The sequence below is a fragment of the Agrobacterium tumefaciens genome, from assembly GCF_017726655.1.
Lineage (GTDB): Bacteria > Pseudomonadota > Alphaproteobacteria > Rhizobiales > Rhizobiaceae > Agrobacterium > Agrobacterium tumefaciens_B.
Map to the genome: position 1 here is coordinate 187,313 of NZ_CP072308.1, position 25,094 is coordinate 212,406.

General features: G+C 59.7%; 26 protein-coding genes and 1 riboswitch. Of the genes, 19 read left to right on the top strand and 7 right to left on the bottom strand.

What is annotated here, in order from left to right:
* Nucleotides 1-370 precede the first annotated feature (370 nt).
* The 9 genes from AT6N2_RS00955 (at nt 371) to AT6N2_RS00995 (ending at nt 11,073) form a co-directional block, all read left to right on the top strand.
* Nucleotides 371-1,654 carry an extensin family protein gene (locus AT6N2_RS00955; protein ID WP_209087704.1) on the top strand — a complete coding sequence of 428 codons (1,284 nt, stop codon included), beginning with the start codon at nt 371-373 and terminating at the stop codon, nt 1,652-1,654.
* Nucleotides 1,655-1,736: 82 nt separating this feature from the next.
* On the top strand, nt 1,737-2,690 hold the full coding sequence (locus AT6N2_RS00960; RefSeq protein WP_209087706.1) for a sugar-binding transcriptional regulator: 954 nt from the start codon (nt 1,737-1,739) through the stop codon (nt 2,688-2,690).
* A 143-nt stretch (nt 2,691-2,833) separates the two neighbouring features.
* Entirely contained in the window at nt 2,834-4,147 is a 1,314-nt protein-coding gene (locus tag AT6N2_RS00965; protein WP_063948618.1) for an ABC transporter substrate-binding protein, read from the top strand.
* 241 nt (nt 4,148-4,388) lie between these two features.
* A complete protein-coding gene (locus tag AT6N2_RS00970; RefSeq protein WP_063948620.1) occupies nt 4,389-5,261 on the top strand; it encodes a carbohydrate ABC transporter permease in 873 nt (290 codons plus the stop codon).
* 11 nt (nt 5,262-5,272) lie between these two features.
* Nucleotides 5,273-6,097 (top strand): carbohydrate ABC transporter permease, encoded by an 825-nt coding sequence (locus tag AT6N2_RS00975; protein WP_004445255.1) that lies wholly within the window; start codon nt 5,273-5,275, stop codon nt 6,095-6,097.
* 12 nt (nt 6,098-6,109) lie between these two features.
* Nucleotides 6,110-7,108, top strand: a complete 999-nt coding sequence (locus AT6N2_RS00980; RefSeq protein ID WP_063948622.1) for an ABC transporter ATP-binding protein — start codon at nt 6,110-6,112, stop codon at nt 7,106-7,108.
* Between the two features lie 118 nt (nt 7,109-7,226).
* Nucleotides 7,227-8,711, top strand: coding sequence for a mannitol dehydrogenase family protein (locus tag AT6N2_RS00985; protein ID WP_209087708.1), 1,485 nt, complete (start codon nt 7,227-7,229; stop codon nt 8,709-8,711).
* 7 nt (nt 8,712-8,718) lie between these two features.
* Nucleotides 8,719-9,438, top strand: coding sequence for an HAD family hydrolase (locus AT6N2_RS00990; RefSeq protein ID WP_209087710.1), 720 nt, complete (start codon nt 8,719-8,721; stop codon nt 9,436-9,438).
* 60 nt (nt 9,439-9,498) lie between these two features.
* Nucleotides 9,499-11,073, top strand: coding sequence for an FGGY-family carbohydrate kinase (locus AT6N2_RS00995; RefSeq protein ID WP_209087712.1), 1,575 nt, complete (start codon nt 9,499-9,501; stop codon nt 11,071-11,073).
* A 63-nt stretch (nt 11,074-11,136) separates the two neighbouring features.
* On the opposite strand, the gene AT6N2_RS01000 is transcribed toward AT6N2_RS00995, so the two are convergent.
* On the bottom strand, nt 11,137-11,970 hold the full coding sequence (locus tag AT6N2_RS01000; protein WP_209087714.1) for a MurR/RpiR family transcriptional regulator: 834 nt from the start codon (nt 11,968-11,970) through the stop codon (nt 11,137-11,139).
* 293 nt (nt 11,971-12,263) lie between these two features.
* Here AT6N2_RS01000 and AT6N2_RS01005 point away from each other — a divergent pair, with 293 nt between their 5' ends.
* Nucleotides 12,264-13,001, top strand: a complete 738-nt coding sequence (locus tag AT6N2_RS01005) for a sulfate transporter family protein (protein WP_209087716.1) — start codon at nt 12,264-12,266, stop codon at nt 12,999-13,001.
* On the opposite strand, the gene nth is transcribed toward AT6N2_RS01005, so the two are convergent.
* Nucleotides 12,963-13,745 carry an endonuclease III gene (gene nth / locus AT6N2_RS01010; RefSeq protein WP_144573930.1) on the bottom strand — a complete coding sequence of 261 codons (783 nt, stop codon included), beginning with the start codon at nt 13,743-13,745 and terminating at the stop codon, nt 12,963-12,965. The two genes, AT6N2_RS01005 and nth, sit on opposite strands and share 39 nt — an antisense overlap.
* On the opposite strand from nth, the gene AT6N2_RS01015 reads away from it, so the two are divergent.
* The 4 genes from AT6N2_RS01015 to AT6N2_RS01030 all read left to right on the top strand — a co-directional run bounded on the left by AT6N2_RS01015 (nt 13,744) and on the right by AT6N2_RS01030 (nt 17,015).
* Nucleotides 13,744-14,265: a DUF2244 domain-containing protein gene (locus AT6N2_RS01015; protein ID WP_209087718.1), complete on the top strand. Its 522-nt coding sequence runs from the start codon at nt 13,744-13,746 to the stop codon at nt 14,263-14,265. The genes nth and AT6N2_RS01015 overlap by 2 nt on opposite strands.
* 138 nt (nt 14,266-14,403) lie before the next feature.
* Nucleotides 14,404-15,225 (top strand): sulfite exporter TauE/SafE family protein, encoded by an 822-nt coding sequence (locus tag AT6N2_RS01020; protein WP_209087720.1) that lies wholly within the window; start codon nt 14,404-14,406, stop codon nt 15,223-15,225.
* 105 nt (nt 15,226-15,330) lie between these two features.
* Entirely contained in the window at nt 15,331-16,257 is a 927-nt protein-coding gene (locus AT6N2_RS01025) for an ABC transporter ATP-binding protein (RefSeq protein ID WP_209089573.1), read from the top strand.
* Complete coding sequence (locus tag AT6N2_RS01030; RefSeq protein WP_063948640.1) at nt 16,254-17,015, top strand: ABC transporter permease; 762 nt, start codon at nt 16,254-16,256, stop codon at nt 17,013-17,015. The genes AT6N2_RS01025 and AT6N2_RS01030 overlap by 4 nt, the downstream gene beginning before the upstream one ends.
* 79 nt (nt 17,016-17,094) lie before the next feature.
* On the opposite strand, the gene ribB is transcribed toward AT6N2_RS01030, so the two are convergent.
* The 4 genes from ribB to AT6N2_RS01050 form a co-directional block, all read right to left on the bottom strand.
* On the bottom strand, nt 17,095-17,736 hold the full coding sequence (gene ribB / locus AT6N2_RS01035; RefSeq protein WP_144573932.1) for a 3,4-dihydroxy-2-butanone-4-phosphate synthase: 642 nt from the start codon (nt 17,734-17,736) through the stop codon (nt 17,095-17,097).
* Between the two features lie 120 nt (nt 17,737-17,856).
* Nucleotides 17,857-18,006, bottom strand: a riboswitch (FMN riboswitch).
* Between the two features lie 151 nt (nt 18,007-18,157).
* The gene (locus AT6N2_RS01040) at nt 18,158-18,865 is read right to left on the bottom strand and encodes a TIGR02281 family clan AA aspartic protease (RefSeq protein ID WP_209087722.1); all 708 of its coding nucleotides are present in this window, start codon (nt 18,863-18,865) and stop codon (nt 18,158-18,160) included.
* The gene (locus AT6N2_RS01045; protein WP_063948646.1) at nt 18,862-19,053 is read right to left on the bottom strand and encodes a DUF1289 domain-containing protein; all 192 of its coding nucleotides are present in this window, start codon (nt 19,051-19,053) and stop codon (nt 18,862-18,864) included. The genes AT6N2_RS01040 and AT6N2_RS01045 overlap by 4 nt, the downstream gene beginning before the upstream one ends.
* Before the next feature lie 18 nt (nt 19,054-19,071).
* Nucleotides 19,072-19,857, bottom strand: coding sequence for an adenosylcobinamide-GDP ribazoletransferase (locus AT6N2_RS01050; RefSeq protein WP_337926164.1), 786 nt, complete (start codon nt 19,855-19,857; stop codon nt 19,072-19,074).
* A gap of 152 nt (nt 19,858-20,009) precedes the next feature.
* Between AT6N2_RS01050 and cobT the strand changes: the two genes are divergently transcribed.
* Together cobT and AT6N2_RS01060 are read left to right on the top strand one after the other, a co-directional pair.
* The gene (cobT, locus tag AT6N2_RS01055; RefSeq protein ID WP_209087726.1) at nt 20,010-21,044 is read left to right on the top strand and encodes a nicotinate-nucleotide--dimethylbenzimidazole phosphoribosyltransferase; all 1,035 of its coding nucleotides are present in this window, start codon (nt 20,010-20,012) and stop codon (nt 21,042-21,044) included.
* A gap of 8 nt (nt 21,045-21,052) precedes the next feature.
* Nucleotides 21,053-21,457, top strand: coding sequence for a diacylglycerol kinase (locus AT6N2_RS01060; RefSeq protein ID WP_209087728.1), 405 nt, complete (start codon nt 21,053-21,055; stop codon nt 21,455-21,457).
* 13 nt (nt 21,458-21,470) lie between these two features.
* Here the strand turns inward: AT6N2_RS01060 and AT6N2_RS01065 are convergent, their stop codons facing one another.
* The gene (locus AT6N2_RS01065; protein WP_209087730.1) at nt 21,471-23,006 is read right to left on the bottom strand and encodes a sensor histidine kinase; all 1,536 of its coding nucleotides are present in this window, start codon (nt 23,004-23,006) and stop codon (nt 21,471-21,473) included.
* A 109-nt stretch (nt 23,007-23,115) separates the two neighbouring features.
* On the opposite strand from AT6N2_RS01065, the gene AT6N2_RS01070 reads away from it, so the two are divergent.
* The 3 genes from AT6N2_RS01070 to AT6N2_RS01080 all read left to right on the top strand — a co-directional run bounded on the left by AT6N2_RS01070 (nt 23,116) and on the right by AT6N2_RS01080 (nt 24,914).
* The gene (locus AT6N2_RS01070; protein WP_209087732.1) at nt 23,116-23,709 is read left to right on the top strand and encodes a thermonuclease family protein; all 594 of its coding nucleotides are present in this window, start codon (nt 23,116-23,118) and stop codon (nt 23,707-23,709) included.
* Complete coding sequence (locus AT6N2_RS01075) at nt 23,702-24,355, top strand: uracil-DNA glycosylase family protein (RefSeq protein ID WP_209087733.1); 654 nt, start codon at nt 23,702-23,704, stop codon at nt 24,353-24,355. The genes AT6N2_RS01070 and AT6N2_RS01075 overlap by 8 nt, the downstream gene beginning before the upstream one ends.
* Before the next feature lie 70 nt (nt 24,356-24,425).
* Nucleotides 24,426-24,914 (top strand): Lrp/AsnC family transcriptional regulator, encoded by a 489-nt coding sequence (locus AT6N2_RS01080; protein ID WP_003507846.1) that lies wholly within the window; start codon nt 24,426-24,428, stop codon nt 24,912-24,914.
* Nucleotides 24,915-25,094: the final 180 nt, after the last annotated feature.

Sequence of the window (25,094 nt, forward strand, 5' to 3'; positions counted from 1 at the left end):
TGGCTGCGCCCTTTTTCGTTCAGGCTTGATATTAGACCTCTTTCCGGCATTCTCGCACGGCATTTCGCGCATTCCAGCGGCCTCTGTTTCGCCGAGTTTTTTCCGCCCGTCATGTCGGCCTTTAGCCGGTATGTGGCCATCCCCCGTCCTGGCTGAAAGCATTCTTGTCGGCGCGCAGACGCGAGTCGGATGGATTCCGGCGCAAGGCCGGAATGACGGACGTTATCTGGTTGTGCTTTTTCGCTTTCCGGATACCTGAGAACTGCCCGGTTCGTTATTTCCCGGCACCAATAAGGTTTCGTTTACCTCATTTCTTTAAAATTTATCCTGTATTGCCGCGATTGCGGCCGCTGAAGGTACAGGTTCTCGTATGGCGTATGTTTCCCTTCCGCGTCGTCTTGTGACGTTGCTGATGATTTCCACGGTCATGGTGTCATGCTCGGCGGAGGGTCTCGTACCCCCGGCTGAGGTTGATGGCACGACCCGTGTCAGCGCCATCAGGTCCTCGCGGCAACAGGGCTACAGTGCGCCCGCCGGTGCCGTCCACCAGGCCGCGCGCGTCCAACAACCAGACGACTACGCCGGCGCGGTTTCCCAACCAATGCCCGAGGCCTATGCATCGCAGGATCCGCTGTTGCAATCGCCGCAGGGTGCGCAGGGTTATTCCACACTCGAATCGCAGCATCAGGCGCGCATGGCGGCCAGCGGCCATTCCGTCATGGCACCGCAGGCCATTCAGAACCAGCCCGATACACAGCAGCAATTGGCCAGCAACCAGATCGCCGAAGGCGAGGGCGGCGTGAACATGGATTCCATGCTGGGTGTCGAACCGGTGCGCGGCCTTGCCGAGGAACAGGATGCGGATATTGCCGAAGGCGCGTCCGCTCAGCCGGTTGTAGATGGGATCGGCACGGACAATCCGGTGGCGATTTCACCTGCCCGTCGGCAGCCGGCAGCGAGCCAGTCTCGCCTCATTCCGCCGCCACCGCCAGGGTCCTCCGGCCGGCGGCAGCCGGTCGAGGAAGTTGCCATGCTCATGCCCAACGATCCGATGGCGCGCGGCGGACCGCAAAGCAGCCGCATCATGCCGCCCGGTGTCATGCCATCCTCCGAGGTTGCCTGCCGCGCCGAGTTGCGTCGCCTCGGTGTCGCCTTCCGTGACGTTGCCCGCATTGCTGATGGCCCGACCTGCGGCATCGATTATCCGATTGAGCTCAGTGGCCTTGCGAGCGGCGTCGCCATCCGCCCGGCTGTGAAACTCAATTGTCAGGTGACGCTTGCCTTCGCCAAATGGGTCAAGTTCGAACTCGTGCCATCCTCGCGCTTCCGTTATCTGTCCGGTGTCGGCCGCATCACGCCGATGGGTGGATATTCGTGCCGCAAGATGAACTCGCGCTCCAGCAATCCGTGGTCTGAACATGCGCGCGGCAACGCCATCGACATCGGCACCATCACGCTGAAGAACGGCAAGGAAATCGATGTGCGCACCAAGAGTTTTTTCGCTTTTCGCGAAAAGGCTCTGCTGAAGGCGGTCCGCTCGGACAGCTGCAAGTATTTCTCGACCGTCCTCGGCCCCGGCAGCGACCCGAACCACTGGAACCACTTTCACTTCGACCTGCGCACGCGAAAGTCCGGTTACAGACATTGTGACTGAGGCGTAACCACGCTGCCCGTTTGACAGCCGCCGCAAAAAAATGCCAGCAAATGCGCAGAGGCAATTCACGAAGGGCAGCGGCATGGCCAGACGAAACGAAGCACAGGGACGGCTGGATGATGCGGCCCGCGCCGGCTGGCTTTATTACGTTGCCGGACGCACCCAGGACGAAATTGCTGCTGCCATGGGCATTTCACGCCAGTCCGCACAGCGGCTGGTGTCGCTGGCCGTTGCCGAGCGGCTGATCAAGGTCCGGCTCGACCACCCCATCGCCGCCTGTCTTGAAAAAGCAGAGCGCCTCAAGGACAGATTCGGCCTCAAATATATCGAGGTGGTGCCGAGCGACCCGGCCGGCGTGTCTTCCACCGTCGGAATTGCCGAGGCGGGGGCGGCGGAAATCGAACGCTGGCTGAAGAATGCCGATCCCATCGTGCTCGCCATCGGCACCGGCCGTACATTGAAGGCCGCCGTCGATCAGCTGCCGCCGATGGAATGTCCCCAACATCGCATCGTGTCGCTGACCGGCAATATCGGGCCGGATGGATCGGCCGCTTATTACAACGTCATCTTCAGTATGGCGGATGCCATCAAGGCCCGGCATTTTCCGATGCCGTTGCCGGTGCTCTGCTCGTCGGCCGAAGAGCGGGAGCTTTTGCACGACCAGTCCATGGTCCGCTCCACGCTGGCGCTTGGCGCGGCCGCCAATGTCACCTTCGTCGGTGTCGGCGAACTCGGCGAAAACGCGCCCCTTTGCGTTGATGGTTTCCTTGGTGTCGACGAGATGAGGGCCCTGATGGCGGGAGGCGCCGTGGGTGAAATCTGCGGCTGGATGTATGACGCCGATGGTCACATTTTCGAGCACCCCGTCAACGAGCGTGTCGCCTCTGTTCCCATTCCTTCACGAGACACCTGCACCGTCATCGGCATGGCGCAGGGAGCCCGCAAGCACGCTTCGATTTTGGCGGCGCTGAGGGGCGGTTTGTTGAACGGCCTCATCACCGACGAAGCGACAGGCGAATATTTGCTCACACATTGAGCAAAAATTAGATAAATAAAATCAATGGTTTGGTTTTTCATGTGCGTCGCAGCACAGGATGTTGCTTGACTTTTCTCACGCCAAAGTGAGTAAATGCCCCAGAGCAAAGCGAATGCTCATCATTTTTCTTCTGGGAGGAAGATATGACATTGAAGACCATTTTGCTGGGCGCATGCTCGGCACTCGCCTTTTCGACCCTTGCTTCCGCCGAAACGCTGACCATCGCGACCGTGAACAACGGCGACATGATCCGCATGCAGGGTCTGACCTCCGACTTCACCGCCAAGAACCCTGACATCAAGGTCGAATGGGTCACGCTCGAGGAGAACGTTCTCCGCGAGCGCGTGACGACCGATATCGCCACCAATGGCGGTCAATACGACATCATGACCATCGGTAACTACGAAGTTCCGATCTGGGCCAAGCAGGGCTGGTTGCTGCCGCTCGAAAAGCTCGGCGACAAATATGACGTCGACGACATTCTGCCGGCGATCCGTGGCGGCCTTTCCGCCGACGGCAAGCTTTACGCAGCGCCATTCTATGGCGAATCCGCCATGATCATGTATCGCAAGGACTTGTTTGAAAAAGCCGGTCTGAAGATGCCCGATAACCCGACCTGGGAATTCATCGGCGATGCGGCCCGCAAGATCACGGATCGCAAGGCCGACATCAACGGCATCTGCCTGCGCGGCAAGGCCGGCTGGGGCGAAAACATGGCCTTCATCAGCGCACTCAACAATTCCTTTGGCGGCCGCTGGTTCGATGAAAACTGGAAGCCGCAGTTCGATCAGCCGGAATGGAAGAGCTCGCTGCAGTTCTACGTCGACCTGATGAAGGATGCCGGCCCGTCCGGTGCCTCCTCGAACGGCTTCAACGAGAACCTGACGCTGTTCCAGCAGGGCAAGTGCGGCATGTGGATCGATGCCACGGTGGCAGCCTCCTTCGTGTCCAACCCGAAGGATTCCACCGTTGCCGACAAGGTCGGTTATGCGTTGTTCCCGACGCATGGCGAGTTGAAGAACCATGGCAACTGGCTGTGGTCCTGGAACCTGGCGATCCCGAAAAGCTCGCAGAAGGCGGAAGCCGCTGAAAAGTTCATCTCCTGGGCAACCAGCAAGGATTACACCGCACTCGTCGCTTCCAAGGAAGGCTGGGCAAACGTGCCTCCGGGCACCCGCACCTCGCTTTACAAGAATGCCGACTATGAAAAGGCGGCCGCCTTCGCCAAGCCGACGCTTGCCGCCATGGATGCCGCCGACATCACAAAACCGACTGTAAAGCCCGTGCCTTACACCGGTGGTCAGTTCGTGGCGATCCCTGAGTTCCAGGCGCTCGGCACCACGGTCGGTCAGCTGTTCTCGGCGGTCGTTGCCGGTCAGTCCAGCGTCGATGATGCGCTCGCCAGCGCCCAGTCGACTGCAACGCGCGAAATGACCCGCGCCGGTTACATCAAGTAATCCTCCCGACGTTCGCTGCCCGGTACGAGGCCGGGCAGCGAACACCCCGGCAAGTCCGGCGGCCGGCCTGGTCCGGCGTTTTCAATAAGAACAATGTGGTCTGGCAATCGCTGCGCAACATCCGCTGAAACAGGGTGTTGCGCCCTTTTCCGACCCTTTCCCACCCTTGGGCGCTGCCCCTGGCCGCCTTTTGGCAGCGCGAACAATGCCCGGCCCTTTGGCCACTGATGGAGGGATGCATATGGCGACGCGAAACACGAGCGGGCTGGCCCGGCTGATGATGGCGCCTTCGGTGCTGCTGCTTCTGGTCTGGATGATCGTGCCCCTGGCGATGACCCTGTGGTTCTCGTTTCAGAATTACAATCTTCTGAACCCGGCCAATGTCAGCTTTGCGGGCCTGTTCAATTACCAGTATTTCTACACCGATCCGGCCTTCTTCCAGTCCATCTGGAATACGCTTCTGATCGTCGGCGGCGTGCTTCTGATCACCGTCATCGGCGGTATTGCGATTGCGCTGCTGCTCGACAATGACATCTTCGGCCAGGGCATCGTGCGCATCATGATCATCTCGCCGTTTTTCGTCATGCCGCCGGTCGCAGCACTGGTGTGGAAGAACATGATCATGCATCCCGGTTACGGCGTGCTCGCCGATCTTTCGCGATTCTTCGGTTTTCAGCCGGTCGACTGGTTCGCGCAGTACCCGCTGTTTTCGATCATCATTATCGTCGCCTGGCAATGGCTGCCCTTTGCGACGCTGATCCTGCTCACCGCGTTGCAATCGCTCGATGGCGAGCAGAAGGAAGCCGCCGAGATGGATGGCGCCAACTTCGTCAACCGCTTCATCTATTTGACGCTGCCGCATCTTTCCCGCGCCATCACCGTCGTCATTCTGATCCAGACGATCTTCCTGCTCGGCGTCTACGCGGAAATCCTCGTCACCACCAATGGCGGCCCGGGTTATGCGTCCACCAACCTCGCCTTCCTCATCTATCGCACCGCGCTTCTGGGTTATGACGTCGGCGGCGCTTCGGCCGGCGGTATCATCGCCGTCATCCTCGCCAATATCGTCGCCATCTTCCTGATGCGCGCGGTCGGCAAGAACCTCGACCGTTAAGGAGACCGATCATGGCACGCAAGACAACCACTCGCGCAAAGATCGGCTTCTCCATCGCTGCATGGATCGTCGCGCTCCTGCTGTTCTTCCCGATCCTTTACGCCTTCCTCACCTCCATCAAGACCGAGCCGGAGGCGATCGCCGGCTTCAGCCTCATTCCCTCGGGCACGCTTGAGAATTACGTGACGGTCCAGACCCAGCGCGATTACTTCAAGCCCTTCATGAACTCGGTCGTGCTGTCGCTCGGCTCGACAATCATCGCGCTGATCATCGCCATTCCCGCCGCCTGGGCCATGGCCTTTTCGCCGACCAAGCGCACCAAGGACATCCTGATGTGGATGCTCTCCACCAAGATGATGCCGGCGGTCGCCGTGCTGGTGCCGATCTATCTGATCTTCCGCAATGCCGGCCTGCTCGATACCCGCATCGGGCTCACCATCATGCTCACCTTCATCAACCTGCCGATCGTCATCTGGATGCTCTACACCTATTTCCGGGAAATCCCGGGCGAGATCCTGGAAGCCGCGCGCATGGATGGCGCATCGCTGTGGAACGAGATCGTACATGTGCTGACGCCAATGGCGGTTCCGGGCATTGCCTCGACGCTGCTCCTCAACGTCATCCTCGCCTGGAATGAATCCTTCTGGACCATCCGGCTGACGACCACCAATGCAGCGCCGCTGACGGCCTTCATTGCCTCCTTCTCCTCGCCGCAGGGGCTGTTCTGGGCAAAACTCTCGGCCGCCTCGATGATGGCGATCGCCCCCATTCTCGTCATTGGCTGGTTCTCGCAGAAGCAACTCGTGCGCGGCCTGACCTTCGGCGCCGTGAAATAAGGAACGACAAACATGGGCAGCATTTCCCTTCAGAACGTGTCCAAGGTCTTCGGTGAGGCAAAAGTCATCCCGTCGATCGATCTCGATATCCACGATGGCGAATTCGTCGTCTTTGTCGGCCCGTCGGGTTGCGGCAAGTCCACGCTTCTGCGCCTGATCGCCGGGCTCGAAGATGTCTCCGGCGGCAAGATCGTCATCGACGGCAAGGATGTGACCGAGCGCGCGCCCGCCGAGCGCGGTCTTGCCATGGTGTTCCAGTCCTATGCGCTTTATCCGCATATGAGTGTGAGAAACAACATCGCCTTTCCGCTGAAGATGGCCAAGCTCGACAAGGCTGTCATTGACAAGAAGGTGGAGGATGCGGCCCGCGTGTTGAACCTCACCGATTATCTCGAGCGCCGGCCTTCGCAGCTCTCGGGTGGCCAGCGCCAGCGCGTGGCGATTGGCCGCGCCATTGTGCGTGAACCCTCTGCCTTCCTGTTCGATGAGCCGCTTTCCAACCTCGATGCGGCGCTGCGCGGCACCATGCGGCTGGAAATCTCCGAGCTGCACAACACGCTGAAGACGACGATGATCTACGTCACCCACGACCAGGTGGAGGCCATGACCATGGCCGACAAGATCGTCGTCCTGAACCGTGGCAACATCGAGCAGGTCGGCTCCCCGATGGAGCTTTACCGTTCGCCTGCCAACCTCTTCGTCGCTGGCTTCATCGGCTCGCCGCGTATGAATCTCATCACCGGAGACTACGCCCGCGGCAAAGGCGCCACCACCGCCGGGGTGCGGCCGGAACATCTGCTCCTGTCCAAGGAAAGCGGGCTGTGGCAGGGCAAGGTCACGGTCGCCGAACATCTCGGCTCCGACACTTTTCTGCATATCGATGTCCCAGGCATCGGCCCGATTACCGCCCGCGCGGACGGCGAATTTGCCTGCAAGCACGGCGACACTGTCTTCATCACGCCCGACGATACCAAAATCCACAGATTCGATGACAAGGGCAAAGCGATCTAGGCGGGGCTGGCCCTAACGACGGAGCGGCTCGCCATTCGGTGGCGGCCGTTTGCAGACAGTCCGAATGCCCGCGACAGGGCGATTGGCAAGACCACCGTTTCCCTTCGAGGATCATGACATGACATGCAAACTTTCACTCGCAACGCTTGACGAAGCAAAGAAGACGGCGGCGATTCCGTCCTACAGCCGGGACGATCTTTCTGCCGGCATCGTGCATTTCGGCGTTGGCAATTTCCACCGCGCGCATCAGGCGGTTTACCTCGACGACCTGTTCAACACCGGCACGGACCATGACTTCGCGATCATCGGCGCAGGCGTCCTGCCGTCCGATGCCGTCATGCGCGAAAAACTTGCCGCACAGGATTTCCTGACGACCGTTGTCGAGCAGGACAATAACCGCACCGGCGCGCGCGTCACCGGGCCGATGATCGACATTCTGCCGGTCGGCGACACCGGTGCCATCATCGATACGCTTGCCGATCCGAAGATCCGTATCGTGTCGATGACGATTACAGAAGGCGGCTATTTCATCGATGCCTCCGGTTCGTTTAACCCGCAGCATCCGGCCATAGCCGAAGACGGCAGGAACCCGACGTCGCCGAAAACCGTGTTTGGCCTCATCGTCGCTGGTCTGAAGGTGCGGCGGGCGAAGGGTGTGCAGCCCTTCACCGTCATGTCCTGCGATAACATCCCCCACAATGGCAAGGTGACGAAAAATGCTGTGGTCGGGCTGGCGGCACTGTCCGATCCGGCCTTCGCCAACTGGATCGGTGAGAACGTCGCTTTCCCGAATTCCATGGTCGACCGCATCACGCCCGCTACCGGTGATCGCGAACGCAACATCGCCCGCGACGACTTCAACATCGACGACAATTGGCCGGTCTTCTGTGAAGAGTTCAAGCAATGGGTGATGGAGGACAACTTCCCGGCTGGCCGACCGGCTCTCGAGAAGGCGGGCGTGCAGTTCGTGTCCGATGTTGCGCCCTATGAGCACATGAAAATCCGCATTCTGAATGGCGGCCATGCGGCAATCGCCTATCCTGCGGCGCTGCTCGACATCCATTTCGTCCATGAAGCGATGGAGCATCCGCTGATCCGCGCATTTCTGGCGAAGCTCGAAAAGGAAGAGATCATCCCGGTCATTCCGCCGGTGCCGGATACGGACCTCAATGAGTATTTCGCGCTGATCGAGCGGCGCTTTCTCAATCCCAAGATTGGCGACACCATTCCGCGTCTGGCGCAGGACGGTTCCAACCGCCAGCCGAAATTCATCCTTCCCTCGACCGCAGATCGTCTTCAGCGCGGAGAGGATATTGTCGGTCTTTCCTTGGTTTCGGCACTGTGGTGCCGCTATTTCCACGGCACGTCCGATAGCGGTAAGGAGATCGTGTTCAACGATGCCAGTGCCGAACGACTGCAGGCCGCGGCCATCAAGGCCAAGGATGACCCGATGGCATTCCTCGCGCTTGATGACATCTTTGGCGCTGTTGCCGAATCGGCGCTTTTCCGTAAACGCTTCGCCCACGCGCTGAAAACGCTGTGGCAAGAGGGCACGGTAAAAACCCTAAAGCTTTATCTGGATGACAAGCTGGCTGAAGAGTGACTGGATAATGGAAGGCGAGACTGAGCCACTGTTGATTTTCGATTGTGACGGCGTTCTGGTCGACAGCGAGCCGGTCTCCATTTCCGTTCTTCTGGATATGCTTTCCCATCTCGGTGTGACAATGGGGGAGGAGGAGGCCTACGAGCGCTTTCTTGGCCGCAGCGTCGCAAGCATGACAAGGACGTTGTTCGAAGACTATGGTGTCGAGACGGACATCGATTTTCTTGAGCACATGCGCGCGACATTGTTCGAGCGCTTCAGGAACGAGTTGCAGCCCATCGACGGCATTGCCGAAACACTGGACAGCCTCGCCGCCATCAAACGTTGCGTTGCATCGTCCAGTCAGCCCGAGCGAATCCGTTATTCCCTTGGGCTGACAGGGCTCATCGAGAAGTTCGAGCCTTACGTCTTCAGCGCCACCATGGTGAAGAACGGCAAGCCGGCCCCCGATCTCTTCCTGCATGCGGCCCAGGCAATGCAGGCCGATCCTCATCACTGCATCGTCATCGAGGACAGTCCGGCTGGGATAGCCGCCGCAAAGGCTGCCGGCATGGGGGTTTTTGCCTTTACCGGCGGCTCGCACGCCCGCTTTCCCGCATTCCGCGAAAAGATCGCCGGGCTCGGAGCCGATGCCGTGTTTGACGCGATGCCGGATTTGGTTCAACTTGTGGACAGCTACGTGGGGAGGGGCGGTCTTGGCAGGCGGATGGAACGTGATAGAGGCTGATTTCAGTCCGGTCGTCTGCCGCCGTCGGATCATCGCGCAAGGGATGGAATTGCAATCTTGATGCGTCAAAATCTCGTCGCTGTCGATGTCGGTACGGCGAGCGCCCGTGCCGGGATTTTTGATGCAAGCGGCCGGCTGCTTGCGCGGGCCACGCATCCCATCATCATGCAGCGGCCGCGTGAAAATCACGCCGAACACGATTCCGGTGATATCTGGAATGCAGTCTGCACCGCGGTGAAAGCCGCACTCGCCGACGCCGGCATTCTGCCGCAGAGCATCGGCGCGATCGGCTTTGACGCCACCTGTTCACTCGTCATTCGCGATCACGAGGGGGAACCTGTCTCCGTTTCCGTTACCGGTGAAGACCGGTTCGATACGATCGTCTGGCTCGATCATCGCGCGATAAAGGAGGCGGACCGCCTGACGGGTTCAGGTCACCGGGTGCTGGATTTTGCCGGTAACAGCGTCTCGCCGGAGATGCAGATGCCAAAGCTGATGTGGCTGAAGAACCATCTGCCGGAAAGCTGGGCACGCATGTCTTTCGCCTTTGATCTTGCGGATTTCCTGACATGGAAGGCCACCGGCTCAGCGCGGCGATCAAACTGCACGCAAACCGCGAAGTGGAACTTTCTAGCGCAGGAAAATCCGGGCTGGCAGGCGGACTACCTTGCTATCGCCGGATTGGAAGATTTGAAGGCGCGGGCAGGGCTGCCCGAAACGACCGTCATGCCCGGCGGAGCCATCGGTCCGCTCTCGGCCCAGGCTGCCGGGGAACTCGGTCTCGATACCGGCTGTCAGGTGGCGGCGGGCATGATCGATGCCTATGCCGGCGCTCTCGGGGCGCTTGGCGGATGCCTTTCCGACGACGTCGGCAAACATGTGGCGTTGATCGCGGGAACGTCGAGCTGTCTCGTTGCCATGTCCGAGCAGCCGATGCCGGGCCATAGTCTCTGGGGACCCTACTGGCAGGCGGTGCTGCCCGGCCACTGGCTGGTGGAGGGCGGACAGTCGGCGACGGGGGCGCTGCTCGATCACATCGTGCGCATGCATGCAGCGGGTGGTGAGCCAGATACGGCTCTGCACGCCCGGATCGTCGCACGCGTCACCGAATTGCGCGCGGTCGAGGGAGCATCCTTCGCCGAGCGTCTGCATGTGTTGCCGGATTTCCACGGCAACCGTTCGCCTCATGCTGACCCGCATGCGGTGGGCGTGATCAGCGGGCTCACTCTCGATACGTCTTTCGACAGCCTTTGCCGCCTCTACTGGCGTACCGCCGTGGCGATTGCGCTTGGGGCCCGCCATGTGCTCGATGCCATGCAGTGTTTCGGCTATGACGTGGAAACGCTCCATGTTACTGGCGGACATGTGAAAAACTCGCTGTTGATGGAGCTTTATGCCGACGTGACGGGCAAGCGGATCGTCGTTCCCGCCACCGCCGACGCTGTGCTTCTGGGCACAGCCATGACGGCTGCGACAGCCGGCGGAGTGCATCAAAGCCTCGCGCATGCCGGCGCCGCCATGTATCCGGGCCATGCAGAGATTTCAGGCAATCCTGCGCTCGCTCCCGCTTACGAGCGGGACTACCAGCGTTTTCTCGCCATGTACCGACATCGCCAGGAACTGGAGAGCCTGTGATTTTTTTATTGAAACAGTAGGCCGGTTGGGTGCCGCTCGATCCTGGCTGCCGGCAAATCGCAATCAGCCGCGAAGCGAGCGTTTCAGAGCGGCAACGTTTTTTGTTCGTGCCCTGCCGGCGTCATCGGCACCAGCGCCAAGCGCGCAGAGCGTGAATTCCAGCAGCGAGACGAGTTGCAACAGGCCCTGGCTGCCATTCTGCGTCTGCGGCATGGCAAGACAGAGATCGACGCTCTCCGGGCCCCATTCATAAAAACGTGTGGTGATCAGCAATGTCCTGTAACCACTCTTGCGCGCCATTGCTGCCAGGCGCTGCAGCGGCGCGAGGTTGCCGCCGCAATCCGTGATGACGAGCAGCGTCCCGGCGGGATCGAAATCCCACAGGGCGACATAGGTCGCGCTGTCGGTGCCGAGGTAATGCGTGTGGCCGCGACTTTCCAGCAGCCTGCCGTAGAAATGCCGCCCGGCCTCCAGACCTTCGGGTGACGTTGCGAGAAAAACATCCGTGGCTTCGGCAATTTCAGTCATGGCAATATGCCAGATCGACTGCGTCGTCATGTCGAACGACGTCTGGATGGCCTGAATCTGTTGTGACAATAGCTGTGAAAATGGGTTGGCGTGACGGTCGCCGGCGTCGGTCGGGAAGGGCCTGTCCGCGATGGCTGCTTCTTCAGCGTGGCGTAAATCGGCGCGGATATCGCTGAATTGCCGGTATCCCAGCGACCGTAGAAACCGGCCGACCGTCATCGGGCTGAGGCCAAGTTTAGCGGCAAGCGTCTGCGCCGTCTCGAAGGGCAATTCGTCGAGATGTTCAATCAGATATTTGGCAATCTTACGTTCTGAGGGCGTACCGGCCTTCATCGCGCGGGTAAGGTTCAACAGCAGCTTTTCCACCAACGCCTCATTCTTGTATCTTTATTGAACGATGATGCATGTGCGCGCAAACGGGCGTGCCAACCGCGCTTTGGGGTAGCGACTGCTTGTCCTGGCTTTTCCTCCGCCTTATCCCCGACTGCGAATTTTAATAGATGGTTTATTATATTTTAGAGATATCTTTTATTCAAGGGAAATTCCATCACCGGTTTAAATCCGAAAAAGTCGTTCTTACAGCCGTCTTGCACGGTTTGCAGTCACCTCCTATCTGCCATGTGAATGACAGACCAAACCCTGGGCGTGTCGAGGAGTTCCTGATGATTTTTGATGCGGCGCGACTTGCCTTCCAAAATCTGTTTGCGGCAGAGACGCGGTCTGTGTTCTGGAAGGTGCTGGGGCTGACGCTTCTCGTGCTTGCGGCCCTGTGGTTTGCGATCCGTTCGATCTTTATCTACTTCGCCCTTCCGTGGATCGACACGCTCATACCCGGCGTGCCGGATTGGGCGGGCTGGCTGACATTCGTTTTCGCCATATTTGCCGGCATAGGCCTCGCATTGGCGCTGGCTCTGCTCATCTCGCCGGTCACCGCCGTCATTGCCGGTCTGTTTCTCGATGACGTTGCCGAAGTTGTGGAGAAAAGGAGCTATCCCAAAGATCCCCCGGGCACCGCGATGCCAATGGGCGAGGCGGTGGTGTCGTCGGTCAAGTTTTTCGGCGTTGTGATAGCCGGCAACCTGATCGCGCTTTTCCTCTTGCTTGTACCGGGCATCAACCTCATCGCGTTTTTTCTGGTGAACGGTTATCTGCTCGGCCGGGAATTTTTCGAATTTGCGGCGATGCGGTTTCGCTCACCCGCTGAGGCGCGGCTGTTCCGGGTGAAGCATCGCACCACCGTGTTCATGGCGGGACTGGTGATCGCTGCTTTTCTCGCTGTCCCGTTTCTCAACCTGCTGACGCCGCTTTTTGCCGCCTCGATGATGGTGCATCTTCATAAGGCTGTCAGCCGCCGAGATCCTTCATTCGCCGCTGGCCGCACCGAACAGCTGCGCGGGTAATTCCACGAGCGGTGCTGGAATATCAAAAGTCTTTTCCGGCGATTTGCAGATGTCGGCAATTACGCAGCGTTCGCATTCCGGCTTGCGCGCCTTGCAACAATAGCGCCCATGCAGGATCAGCCAGTGATGGGCGTGGAAGAGATACTGCTCGGGGATGATGCGGATGAGCCGGTCTTCGACCTCGTCAGGGGTCTTGCCCGGCGCAAGACAGAGCCGGTTTGCGATGCGGAAGACGTGGGTATCGACAGCAAGCGTGGGTATGCCGAAGGCCATGGACATGACCACGTTGGCGGTCTTGCGGCCAACGCCCGGCAGCGTGACCAGTTCGTCGCGGGTTTTCGGCACGTCGCCGCCAAAATTGTCGATCAGCATCTGCGACAGCGCAATGACGTTTTTTGCCTTGTTGCGATAAAGGCCGATGGTCTTGATGTAACCGATCAGCTGTTCCTCGCCCAGCGCCAGCATTTTTTCCGGCGTGTCTGCCACCTGAAACAGCGCGCGTGTGGCACGGTTTACACCCACATCGGTCGCCTGGGCGGAGAGCGCAACGGCGACCAGCAAGGTAAAGGGATTGGTATGTTCCAGTTCGCCCTTCGGTTCGGGCCGTTGAATGGAGAAGCGGCGGAAGATTTCCGTCAGCTCATCCTTCGAATAGGCGGTCTTCACCCGCGCGGGCTTGCGCCGCGGCGACGGATTTGACTTTTTCAATGTTTGGGTGCTGGATCGTGTCTTGGCGATTGTCATGGACTATCTATATCCAGCCCGCCGTGAGGAACGCAACGTGGATACGCTCAACGACCAGCCGATTTTCGCGGCGGAACTCGTTCCGCACCGTTCGCTTGGCCGAAGGGGTTTTCGCCTGCTGCTCCTCTTTTCCGGGCTCGCCTGCCTTGTCTATGGCGGCTTTTTTTTCGCGACGGGGGCCTGGCCGATCGGCCTCTTCTTCGGGTTCGATTTCCTGCTGCTTTACGTGGCTTTTCGCGCGAACTACCGGGCCGCAAAGGCGCGCGAGGAAGTCAGTGTCTCGCGGACCAGCCTCTCCATTCGCAAGTTCTCTCCCGCCGGACGCATGGTGGAGCACCGCTTCAATCCCTTCTGGGCCCGCTTCCGGGTCAGGCGACATGATGAAATCGGTATCGTTTCGATGCACGTGACCGGTGAGGGCAGGGCAACCGATATCGGCTCCTTCCTCAATCCCGACGATCGTGAGAGCTTCGCGAAGGCGTTCGGCTCGGCGCTCGCAACCGTCAGGCGTCGGATGTGAGACCAATCATCCGAGAGCGCGAGGATTAGCGGCGAAAGAAACGCGCAGCGTACCGTGCGGCGGCGAAGCGGCTTGCTGCCCGTTCCTGATGCGCTAAGAGTGGCACCCGTTGCGACAACGGCCTTCCGGAGCCATTCCATGCCCCCTGTTTCTGAGATTATCGTGTTTGCAGCGGCGCTTGCGGCAGCGGGTGTTGTCGCCGGTCTTCTGGCCGGGTTGTTCGGCATCGGTGGTGGCGCGGTTCTGGTGCCGGTGTTCTACCATGTCTTCGGATTATTGGATGTGCCCGAGGCGGTGCGCATGCATCTTTCGCTTGGAACATCGCTCGCCATCATCGTTCCGACGTCCATCCGTTCTTTTCTGACCCATCGTCAGAAAGGCGCCGTTGATATCGACCTTCTGAAGGGCTGGATCATCGCCGTGCCGCTTGGCACCATCCTCGCATCCGTGGTTGCCGCTTATGCCTCCAGCGTGGCGCTGCGACTGATATTTGCGTTTATCGCCCTCCTGCTCGCCTTCCGTATGATTTTCAACCGGGCGAGCTGGCATCTCGGCTCCGACCTGCCGCGCAACCCGGGGCGCTTTCTGGTGGGCACCGGTATCGGCCTCTTCTCCGGCCTGATGGGCGTGGGCGGCGGCGTGATGAACAACACCTTCATGACGCTTTACGGACGGAGCATTCATCAGGCTGTCGCAACGTCATCCGGCGTCGGCGTGCTGATTTCGTTACCGGGTCTTGCCGGTTATATCTGGGCGGGATGGGGGGACGCGGGCCTGCCGCCTTTCTCGACCGGCTTCATCAACTGGATCGCCGTCTTCCTGCTGATCCCGATCACGCTGCTGGTTGCGCCCTATGGTGCCAGGCTGGCGCATGCGCTCAGCAAGAAGCAGCTGGAGCGCGCCTTCGGGCTGTTTCTGGTTGTTGTCGCCGCGCAGTTTTTCTATAGCGTCTTCGGCTGATTTTTCGCCTGGGCCGAACGCTGTGTTCAGCCCATCGGGCTGGCTTTTGCAACTTCTGCGGCCTATATGGCGTTCATCTTGCTCGGTTTTTCGAAAGAGTTCGCCATGAATGCCATTGTCTCCATCCGGAATCTGACAAAATCCTACGCCAATGGCTTTCAGGCGCTGAAGGGCGTCAGTCTGGATATCCGGGAGGGTGAAATCCTGGCGCTTCTCGGCCCGAACGGGGCTGGCAAGACGACGCTGATTTCGATTGTCTGCGGTCTCGTCAATCCCGGCGAAGGCTCCGTCATGGTCGGCGGGCATGATGTGGTGAAGGACTTCCGCCAGACCCGCGCTCTGATCGGCCTCGTGCCGCAGGAGCTTACCACGGACCAGTTCGAGACGGTGTGGAATACTGTCAGCTTCTCGCGCGGTCTGCATGGGCAGAAGAAGAACCCGGAACTCATCGAGCGTATCCTCAAATCTCTGTCCCTCTGGAACAAGAAAGACAACATGCTGCGCGAGCTTTCCGGCGGCATGAAGCGACGGGTGTTGATTGCCAAGGCGCTTGCCCATGAGCCGAAGGTTCTTTTCCTCGACGAACCCACCGCTGGCGTTGACGTGGCGTTGCGCCGCGACATGTGGAATGTCGTTTCGGAGCTGCGCGCCAAGGGCGTCACCATCATTTTGACGACGCATTACATTGAGGAGGCGGAAGAAATCGCCGACCGTGTGGGTGTCATCAATGGCGGCGAACTGCTGCTTGTGGAGGAAAAGGCGGCGCTGATGAAAAAGCTGGGGCGAAAACAGCTTTTCCTCGAGCTTTCGCAGCCGATCGACGCCTTGCCGGAGAGCCTCGCGCCGTTTGGCCTCATGCTTTCAGAAGATGGCACAACGATCACGTACGAAATCGAGGACAATGGCGAGCAGGGACGCATCGCCGATGTCCTCGGTGCCCTGTTCGCTGCCAACATCCATTTCAAGGATTTCTCGACGCGGCAAAGCTCGCTTGAGGATATTTTTGTTTCGCTGGTCGGAGGCCAGAAATGAATTTCGAAGCCGTCAAGTCCATCTATCTGTTCGAAATGGCGCGCACGCGCCGCACGCTGTTGCAAAGCGTGGTGTCGCCAGTCATTTCGACCTCCCTCTATTTCATCGTCTTCGGAACCGCGATCGGTTCGCGGATTCAGGAGGTTGGCGGCGTTTCCTATGGCGCGTTCATAACGCCCGGGCTCATCATGCTGACGCTTCTGACGCAATGTATCGGCAACGGCTCCTTCGGCATCTATTTCCCGAAGTTCACCGGCACGATCTATGAAATTCTCTCGGCACCTGTCGCAATGACGGAAATACTCGCCGGTTATGTCGGCGCGGCGGCGACAAAGGGGCTGATGATCGGCACGATCATCCTGATCACAGCCTCGTTCTTCGTCGATATCAGCATCGCCCATCCGTTCATGATGATCCTGTTTTTCGTGCTGACGGCGGTCAGTTTCAGCCTCTTCGGCTTCATCATCGGCATCTGGGCGTCGAATTTCGAACAGCTGAACCTCATTCCCATGCTGGTCGTTCCGCCGCTGACCTTTCTCGGCGGCAGCTTCTATTCGATCGACATGTTGCCGCCGTTCTGGCAAACGGTCAGCCACTTCAACCCCGTGCTTTACCTGATCAGCGGTTTCCGCTGGAGCTTTTATGAGATCGCCGACGTCAACCCGGTGATCAGCCTGGCGATGATCACGCTGTTTCTGGCAGTATGCCTCGGGATTGTGGGCTGGATGTTCAAGACCGGATACCGGCTGCGCAACTGATCCGGGCTATATCTCTGGAAACGATGACGCCCGGTTTTCACCGGGCGTTTTTGATCGGGGAAAATGGGCAGGGTCGCGATTATGCAACCTGCTTTTGCGCCACTTCTTCAAAGACCTCGCCTTCCAGATAGGACACGAGGTCCTTGATCGTCACGATCAACAGGCCATGGCGTTCGGCAAAGACTTCAAGCTGCGGCAGGCGGGCCATGGTGCCATCGTCATTGGCGATTTCGCAAATGGTGCCGGAAGGGAATTTGCCGGCGAGACGGCAAAGATCAACGGCCGCTTCCGTGTGGCCGGTACGGCCGAGAACGCCCTTCGGGTTGGCGCGCAGCGGAAAGATGTGGCCTGGGCGTGCGAAATCTTCCGCGCGCGACCCTTCCGAAACGAGCGCTCGCACAGTCTTTGCGCGGTCGGCTGCGGAGATGCCTGTCGTCGTGCCGGGAATATAATCCACCGAAACGGTGAATGCCGTCTTCAGCGATTCCGTGTTGCGCGACACCATCAAGGGAATATCGAGTGCATCGAGACGTTCGCCCGGCATGGCGACGCAGATCAGGCCACGCGCATGGTTCATCATGAAGGCGACTTGTTGCGGGGTGATGCTGTCTGAAGCGACAATGATATCGCCCTCATTCTCGCGGTCTTCATCATCGACAACAATCACCATCTCGCCACGGGAAATAGCGTCGATTGCGTCTTCAATCTTAGCAATGGTCATTTTCTTTCAAGCCTTTCAAGGGTTATGCCGTTTTGCGGCATTTTCGCGCTTCGGAAAGCGCCAAATATCCCTTGGGCGAACAATGCAATGCGAAGCCCGCGCACGCGCGAACGTCTTATGCCTTGTCCTCTTCCATCCGGACTATACCGTCGGCTCCGGCCTCTCACCGGATCTGCTGACCTCCCGGCTTTGGAGACCGGAAGCGCTCGCGGGCTCCGGGAAAATCCCGATACCGCCGGTGGGGAATTGCACCCCGCCCTGAGAACAATCTCAACTTAGATTATCAAACGGGGCAAAATCAAGGGGGCAATGTTTCGCAACAATTTGCCTGCGCGAAACGGACAACCCGATTGCTGGGTAAACCGGGTATTTCATTCTGTGGATGCTAATGTGCCGGGTTTGAGGCGGAGGAGGGTGCCGCTTAGCGATCACGCAACCGCAATTCATCCGTCTGCATCTGCAACGAACCGAGCGTGGACAGGAAGCTCATGCCGAGCAGGCTCTGGCCCAATTGACCGTCCTGCGCCACAAGGGCTGGAATGTTGCGCCTGACGATTGGGCCGATGGCGATTTCCGTGAGTGTCACAGGAGCGGCGGCCGTGCGTCCGTTTGCCGTCATGACCGGCACGGTATATCGCAGACCCGTCGTATCGATGCCGACAGCGGTTGCGTCGTCATTGGCGAGCACGACGGAGCTTGCGCCGGTATCGACCAGCATGTGGATCGATTTTCCCTCGACATTCACATTCGCCTCGAAATGGCCGCTCATCGATTTGTGCAGCACGATTTCCTGCTCGCCGCCTGGTGTCGTCACCACTACGGCGCGGCCGGGCATCAGCCCGCCGAGCAGCCGGTCACCGAAGGATTGCAGGTCGAAGCGGTAGAGATAGACCGAAACAAGCCCGAGTATGATGACCAGCCAGACGGCGAGCTGTCGGATGACGGTGCCGAGGCTGCCGCGCCTGCCGGCCAGAATGCCCGCTGATAACAGGCCCGCAATCGGCAGAAGGTAGAGAACATGCGCGAACCGGTCATTGTCGATGCCAAGCGTTCGGCCACCATCGTGATTGATGAGAAGGAGCCCAAGGCCAACGGCGAGCAGAAGGAGAACGATGGTCAGCCTGTTCATGTGGTCTGTGTCTCCTTGGCGGTCTTTGGCAGATTGCTCAGTCTTTGCGGCAGCCGCCGCATGATGTCGCGGCGAATCTCGTCGCTATAGCCGGCCCAGCCGCCGATTTCTTCCAGCGTGCGGCCGCAGCCGATGCAGAGGCTGTTGGTTCGCTCAAGTTGGCAGATGTGGATGCAGGGTGTTTCCATGGGCTCTATATCAATCGGTCAGGCCGCGAGGGCAAGGGCGACAAGGGTCACGATCTCCGTGATCTGCTGGCAGGCGCCGATCGTATCGCCGGTATGGCCGCCGATCCTGCTATCGCAGAGCCTGCCAAACAGCATCGTTGCCAGGCATGCTGCTGCGAGCACCAGCACGATCGAGGCGGCTGGCAGGGCGTGCAGCGTAAAGAGGAGGAAGAGCAGCACACCGATTGCCAGCGCGATGTTGCGCTCGCCGGTGCCGGGTTGCCCGGCACCGGCGGCGAGGCCGGAGGTTTTTGCAGCGGGCAGCGTCTGCCAATGCCACACCATCAACCCGCGGCTGAGGACCAGCGCGGCGATGAAGGCGGCGGCGGCAGCTTTTGCCGGCAACGTCTCGATCAGCGAGGCAAGGGCGGTAGCGCGCAGCGCGAAAGACAGAACCATGGCGATGGCGCCATAGCTGCCGATTCGGCTGTCTTTCATGATCTCCAGCATGCGCGCCTTGTCCTTGCCGCTGCCGAAGCCGTCGGCCGTGTCGGCGAGCCCATCTTCATGCAAAGCGCCGGTGATGAGTGCGGTGATGCCGATGATCAGCCAGCCGGTCAGTTGTGGTGAGGCGTCAAAGGCAGCACACACGACAACAAGGACGGCGCCGGGCAGGGCGATCAACAGACCGGCAGCGGGAAAGGCGCGGGCGGTGCGGCTCATCGATATGGCGTCGGCGTTCTCGAAAAACCGCGAGGGGACAGGCAGGCGGCTTAGAAAGGCGAGGGAATGCATGACATCTGTTATAAAATCCCCGGCCTTCATGCTCTCTCCGCTGCAGTCTCTGCATTTCCGGTTGTTCCGCGGCGCATCCGCGATTATGAGAGGCGCAACAAAGACCGATTTGCCGGAAAACACAAGTTCCGGACGCATGAGCCGATGCGAAAGCCAGTGCGGCGACGAGAGAGATTGATATCATGAGCATGAGCGGATTGCCCTTCGACGATTTTCGCGCGCTGCTGCGCGAGCTTCCCGGCCCGGATACCCATGCGCTTGTGGCGGCAAAGGAGCGAAATGCGCAACTGACGAAGCCTGCCGGTTCGCTCGGTCGTCTCGAAGAGATCGCCATGTGGCTGGCCGCCTGGTCCGGCCGTTCGCCTGCCGTCAACCGTCCGCTGGTGGCGATCTTTGCCGGCAATCACGGCGTTACGCGGCATGGTATCACGCCCTATCCGACCTCGGTCACACAGCAGATGGTGGAAAATTTCGCGGCTGGCGGTGCGGCGATCAACCAGATCTGCGTTGCCAATGATCTCGGCCTGAAGATTTTCGATCTGGCGCTGGACTATCCGACAGGTGATATCACCTGTGAGCCGGCGCTTTCGGAGCGCGACTGCGCCGCGACCATGGCCTTTGGCATGGAGGCGATTGCCGGTGGCACCGATCTTCTCTGTGTCGGCGAAATGGGGATCGGCAATACGACGATTGCCGCTGCCATCAATCTCGCACTTTACGGCGGCACGGCGGAGGAGTGGACCGGTCCGGGCACCGGTTCGGAAGGGGACGTCATGGCCCGCAAGATCGCGGCGGTGAAGGCGGCGGTGGACTTCCACAAGGATCACCTGTCGGACCCGCTGGAAATCATGCGCCGTCTCGGCGGACGCGAAATCGCGGCGATTGCCGGTGCGATTCTTGCTGCGCGCGTGCAACGCATTCCCGTGCTCGTGGATGGCTACGTGGCAACGGCCGCTGCGGCGCTGCTGAAGGCTGCCAATTCCTCTGCGCTCGACCATTGCCTTATCGGCCATGTCTCGGGGGAGCCCGGCCACCTTGCGGCGATTGAAAAGCTGGGCAAGACACCGCTTCTGGCGCTCGGCATGCGGCTCGGCGAGGGCACAGGTGCAGCTCTTGCGGCTGGCATCGTCAAGGCCGCTGCCGCCTGCCATTCCGGCATGGCGACCTTCGAGGCAGCGGGGGTAGACACCCGCATCGCCCCGCCCACCAATCATTGAGGCTGAAGATGGAAGCGACGCCGCACATGCCGCCGCCAGAACCGGCCTTCCGCAAGGAGAAGGGCTGGAGGCATCTTTTTGCCGCCGCCCGCTATTCCCTGCAAGGGCTTGGCCGGCTGTGGCAGGAAGCGGCGTTTCGCCACGAGGTTCTCGCTTTTGGCGCGGGGCTCACCCTTTTGCTGGTCGCCGGTTCGCCATTTGCACATCTTCTCGTCTTCACGGTGCTGATGCTGCTTCTGTTTTCGGTTGAAGCGCTGAATACGGCCATCGAGGAGCTGGTGGACCGCATCTCGCCGGAAATCTCTTCGGTCGGACGCCATGCCAAGGATCTCGGCTCGTTCGCCGTCTTCTGCCTGCTGATGGCGAACGGATTTTTCGTGCTGTATTCGCTGGTGACGACGCTATTTTTCTGAGATTTCCGCGGGTTCAGGCAAATGACCGGCGCCGCGGCTGGATGGCGTGGGTCTCTTCCACCGCTGGCAGGCTCTGTAACACGCGCTTCGCCGGCAGAATGGCGATGCCTTCGGTGCCCTCGCGCAACTTCGATTTGAGGATGAACTGGCCATCATGCTTGGCCAGGATCGCCTGAACGATGGGGAGGCCGAGCCCTGTTCCCTGTTCGGCGCTCTTGATCGCGATGGAGCCCTGACCGAAGGCCGACAGCACAATCGGAATTTCCTCTTCTGGGATGCCGGGACCATTATCGCTGATCGATACATATTGGCCGCCGCCCGCCGTCCAGCCGGCCTTGACGAGGATTTCGCCGCCCTGGGGCGTGAATTTCACGGCGTTTGAGAGCAGGTTGAGGATGACCTGCCGGATGGATTTCTCATCGGCCCAGACCTGCGGCAGGCTGGCTTCGAACTGTTGGGAAATGCGGATATTCTTGGCGCGGGCGCGCAGCTGGATCATGCCGATGCAGTCTTCGGCAATTTCGAGCATGGAAATGGACTCTTCGTTGAGATCGTAGCGACCGGCCTCGATGCGCGACAGGTCGAGGATCTCGTTGATGAGATCAAGCAGATGCTGGCCGGAGCGGTGGATATCGCCGGAATATTCCTTGTAGAGCGGGTTGTTGAGCGGACCGAGTACCTCCGACGACATGACCTCGGAGAAGCCGAGGATGGCGTTGAGCGGTGTGCGCAGTTCGTGCGACATGGAGGCGAGGAAGCGGGACTTGGCGAGGTTGGCCTCCTCCGCGCGACGCCGCGCTTCGTCGGAGACCGAGTTGGCGACTTCGAGTTCGGCGATCAGGTCGTCCTTTTCGGTCTGGGACGACAGGAGCTTGACGCTGGTCTGGTAGAGCCGGTTGGTGATGCGATGGCAAAAAAGGATGGCCATGCCGAACATCAGAGCGAGGCCGACATCGAATGGATTTCGCGAGATGGCTGCCGTCATGCCAAGCGCTGCGAGCACAGGCAGGAAAGTGAGGGAAATCGCCCGCCGCAGCATGAAATTGGCAATGGCGGTCAAGGAAAGCGCGATCAGCAGCGTCGAGCCCTTGAAGAAAAGAATGAGCGTCGGATCGTGGCGGGTGGGCTCCGCCAGCGCAAACATCGCCCAGGCAAAGCCGGTCAGGATCTGCATGCCGAGGAAAAGGTTTTTCCAGTGCTGGATATTGTCGGCGGTGATGTCCTGTTTCGCCGCCCGCTTGGCCAGCAGCAGCGAAAACGCATGTAAGCTGAGCGCGGTCAGCGACCAGAGGATCAGGCTGATGTCGCGGGTGATGTAGAGGCCGATGACGGAGGCAAGAACGATGAAAAGCGGCATGATCATCGCGCCCTGATGGGCCTCGGCGATGTGCATGGTCAGCATTTCGCGCTCATAGGCGTCGCTTGCGCCGGGTCCCTGCTGCAGGCGTTCACGCGTCGTCTTGACCGTGTCGAAAACCGCCTTGTTGCGGTGTTTTTTCGAGCGGTCGACGATGATCTTGTCGGTGGACGTGCTGACGCTTCTACTCATTGTTACAACGCAGGGGTGACATGAACCCTTGCAGACTACGCCCAAAATCTTAAGAAGATGCTGCCGTGAAAGGATTTGTTTGCCATTTCTGACAAGGGTTTGTTGTGACATGAGACGAAATGGAGGCAAGGGCAGGGGCTTTTCGCTGCTGCGCGACGGCGGGCTTTTCCTCGCCACCGTGTTTCTTGGCATCCTCATCGCCGCGAGGCTCGATCAATTCAACAGCGAAACCCACCGTGGCCGGTTTTTTGTGATCGATGGTGATACGCTGGCAAAGGGCGGCGACCGTTTCCGGCTGCTCGGCATTGATGCGCCCGAGCTTGCGCAGACATGTCTTCGCGGCAGCGAAAGCTGGCCATGCGGCGAGGAAGCGCGCCGTGCCCTGCAGCGGCTGGCAAGCGCTGCGGATTTTTCCTGCTCGGGTGGTTCAAGAGATCGATATGGCCGGCTGCTGGTCTATTGTTCCGCAGGCGGCAGGGATGTCTCGTCGGACATGGTGTCTGCGGGCTTTGCAGTGGCGTCCGGTTATTTTCAGTTCTCCAGCGAACAGGCAGAAGCCCGTCGGCAGGCGCGCGGTATCTGGGTGGGAGAATTTGAAAACCCGTCGCAATGGCGTCGCGAACACCGAGCGGCGGATCTCGATACCCCCGCAACCGGTTTCCTGACCATTCTTCGTCATCTGCTGGGGTGGGGGCATGGCTGAAAGAGAAAGGACCGCGCCGATGGACCAGGATGCGCTGGGCGGCCTGCGTGCCGAAATTGCCCGCTGTCGTCTCTGTCGCGACGGCCCGCTCAAGGGCGTCGCGGATCGCCTGCCGCACGAACCGCGACCGGTGGTGGTCCTCTCGCGAAAAGCGCGCATCCTGATTGCCGGCCAGGCGCCGGGGCTGCGCGTTCATGAATCGGGGCTGCCTTTCAACGATGCCTCGGGCGACCGGCTCCGGCAGTGGCTGAATGTCGATAGACCGACGTTTTATGATCCTGACCGTTTCGCCATCGTACCCATGGGTTTCTGTTTCCCCGGGTACGACGACAAGGGGAGCGACCTGCCGCCGCGGCGCGAATGCGCCCCGCACTGGCGGCAGCGGGTTATCGCGGCAATGCCCCAGGTGGAGCTGATCCTCGCCGTCGGCCAATATGCGCAGGCCTTTCACCTCGGTGAAAAACGCGCGAAAACCATGACGGAGACGGTGCAAAACTGGCGCAGCTACCTGCACGTCAACGCCGGTCCCGGCATCTTGCCCCTTCCGCATCCGAGCTGGCGCAATACCGGATGGCTGAAAAAGAACCCGTGGTACACAGAGGAGTTGCTTCCGGTTCTGCGGCAATATGTGGAAATGCGGATTTAGTGAAACAATTTTCTGTTTTTTCGCAAAAATTAGTGTATTGAAAGGAAATTAATTCAGGAGGGTAGACGCATTGGATCGCCTAGACCGTAAGATTTTGCGCATTCTGCAAGAGGATTCCACGCTGGCCGTTGCCGATCTGGCGAAAAAGGTTGGCCTTTCCACAACGCCCTGTTGGCGGCGTATCCAGAAGATGGAAGAAGACGGCGTCATCCGCCGGCGTGTGGCCCTGCTCGATCCGGTCAAGGTCAATACCAAGGTCACGGTTTTCGTCTCCATTCGCACCGCCTCGCATTCCATCGAATGGCTGAAGCGCTTTTCCGAAGTGGTTTCCGAGTTCCCTGAGGTGGTCGAGTTCTATCGCATGAGCGGTGACGTCGATTATCTGCTGCGCGTCGTCGTGCCAGATATTGCGGCCTATGACGCCTTCTACAAACGGATGATCGCGAAGATCGAAATCCGCGACGTGTCCTCCGCCTTCGCGATGGAGCAGATCAAATATACGACGGAACTGCCGCTCGATTACATGTTGCTGGATAATCCGAAATCCGGCGAAGAGTGATCCGCAGTCCATCCTATCTCTGAACGATGCCCTTTCCGGCCGCCGGGGAGGGCATTTTTATGTGGGGATTGCCTTTCCCCATCGATCTGGCCCGTTAGGGGATGTCCTTGCCGGAAGGTCCATCCGGTATGCACGGCCAAGGCGCGACAATCTTATTCCGCCCTATCAAGCAAATTAGCA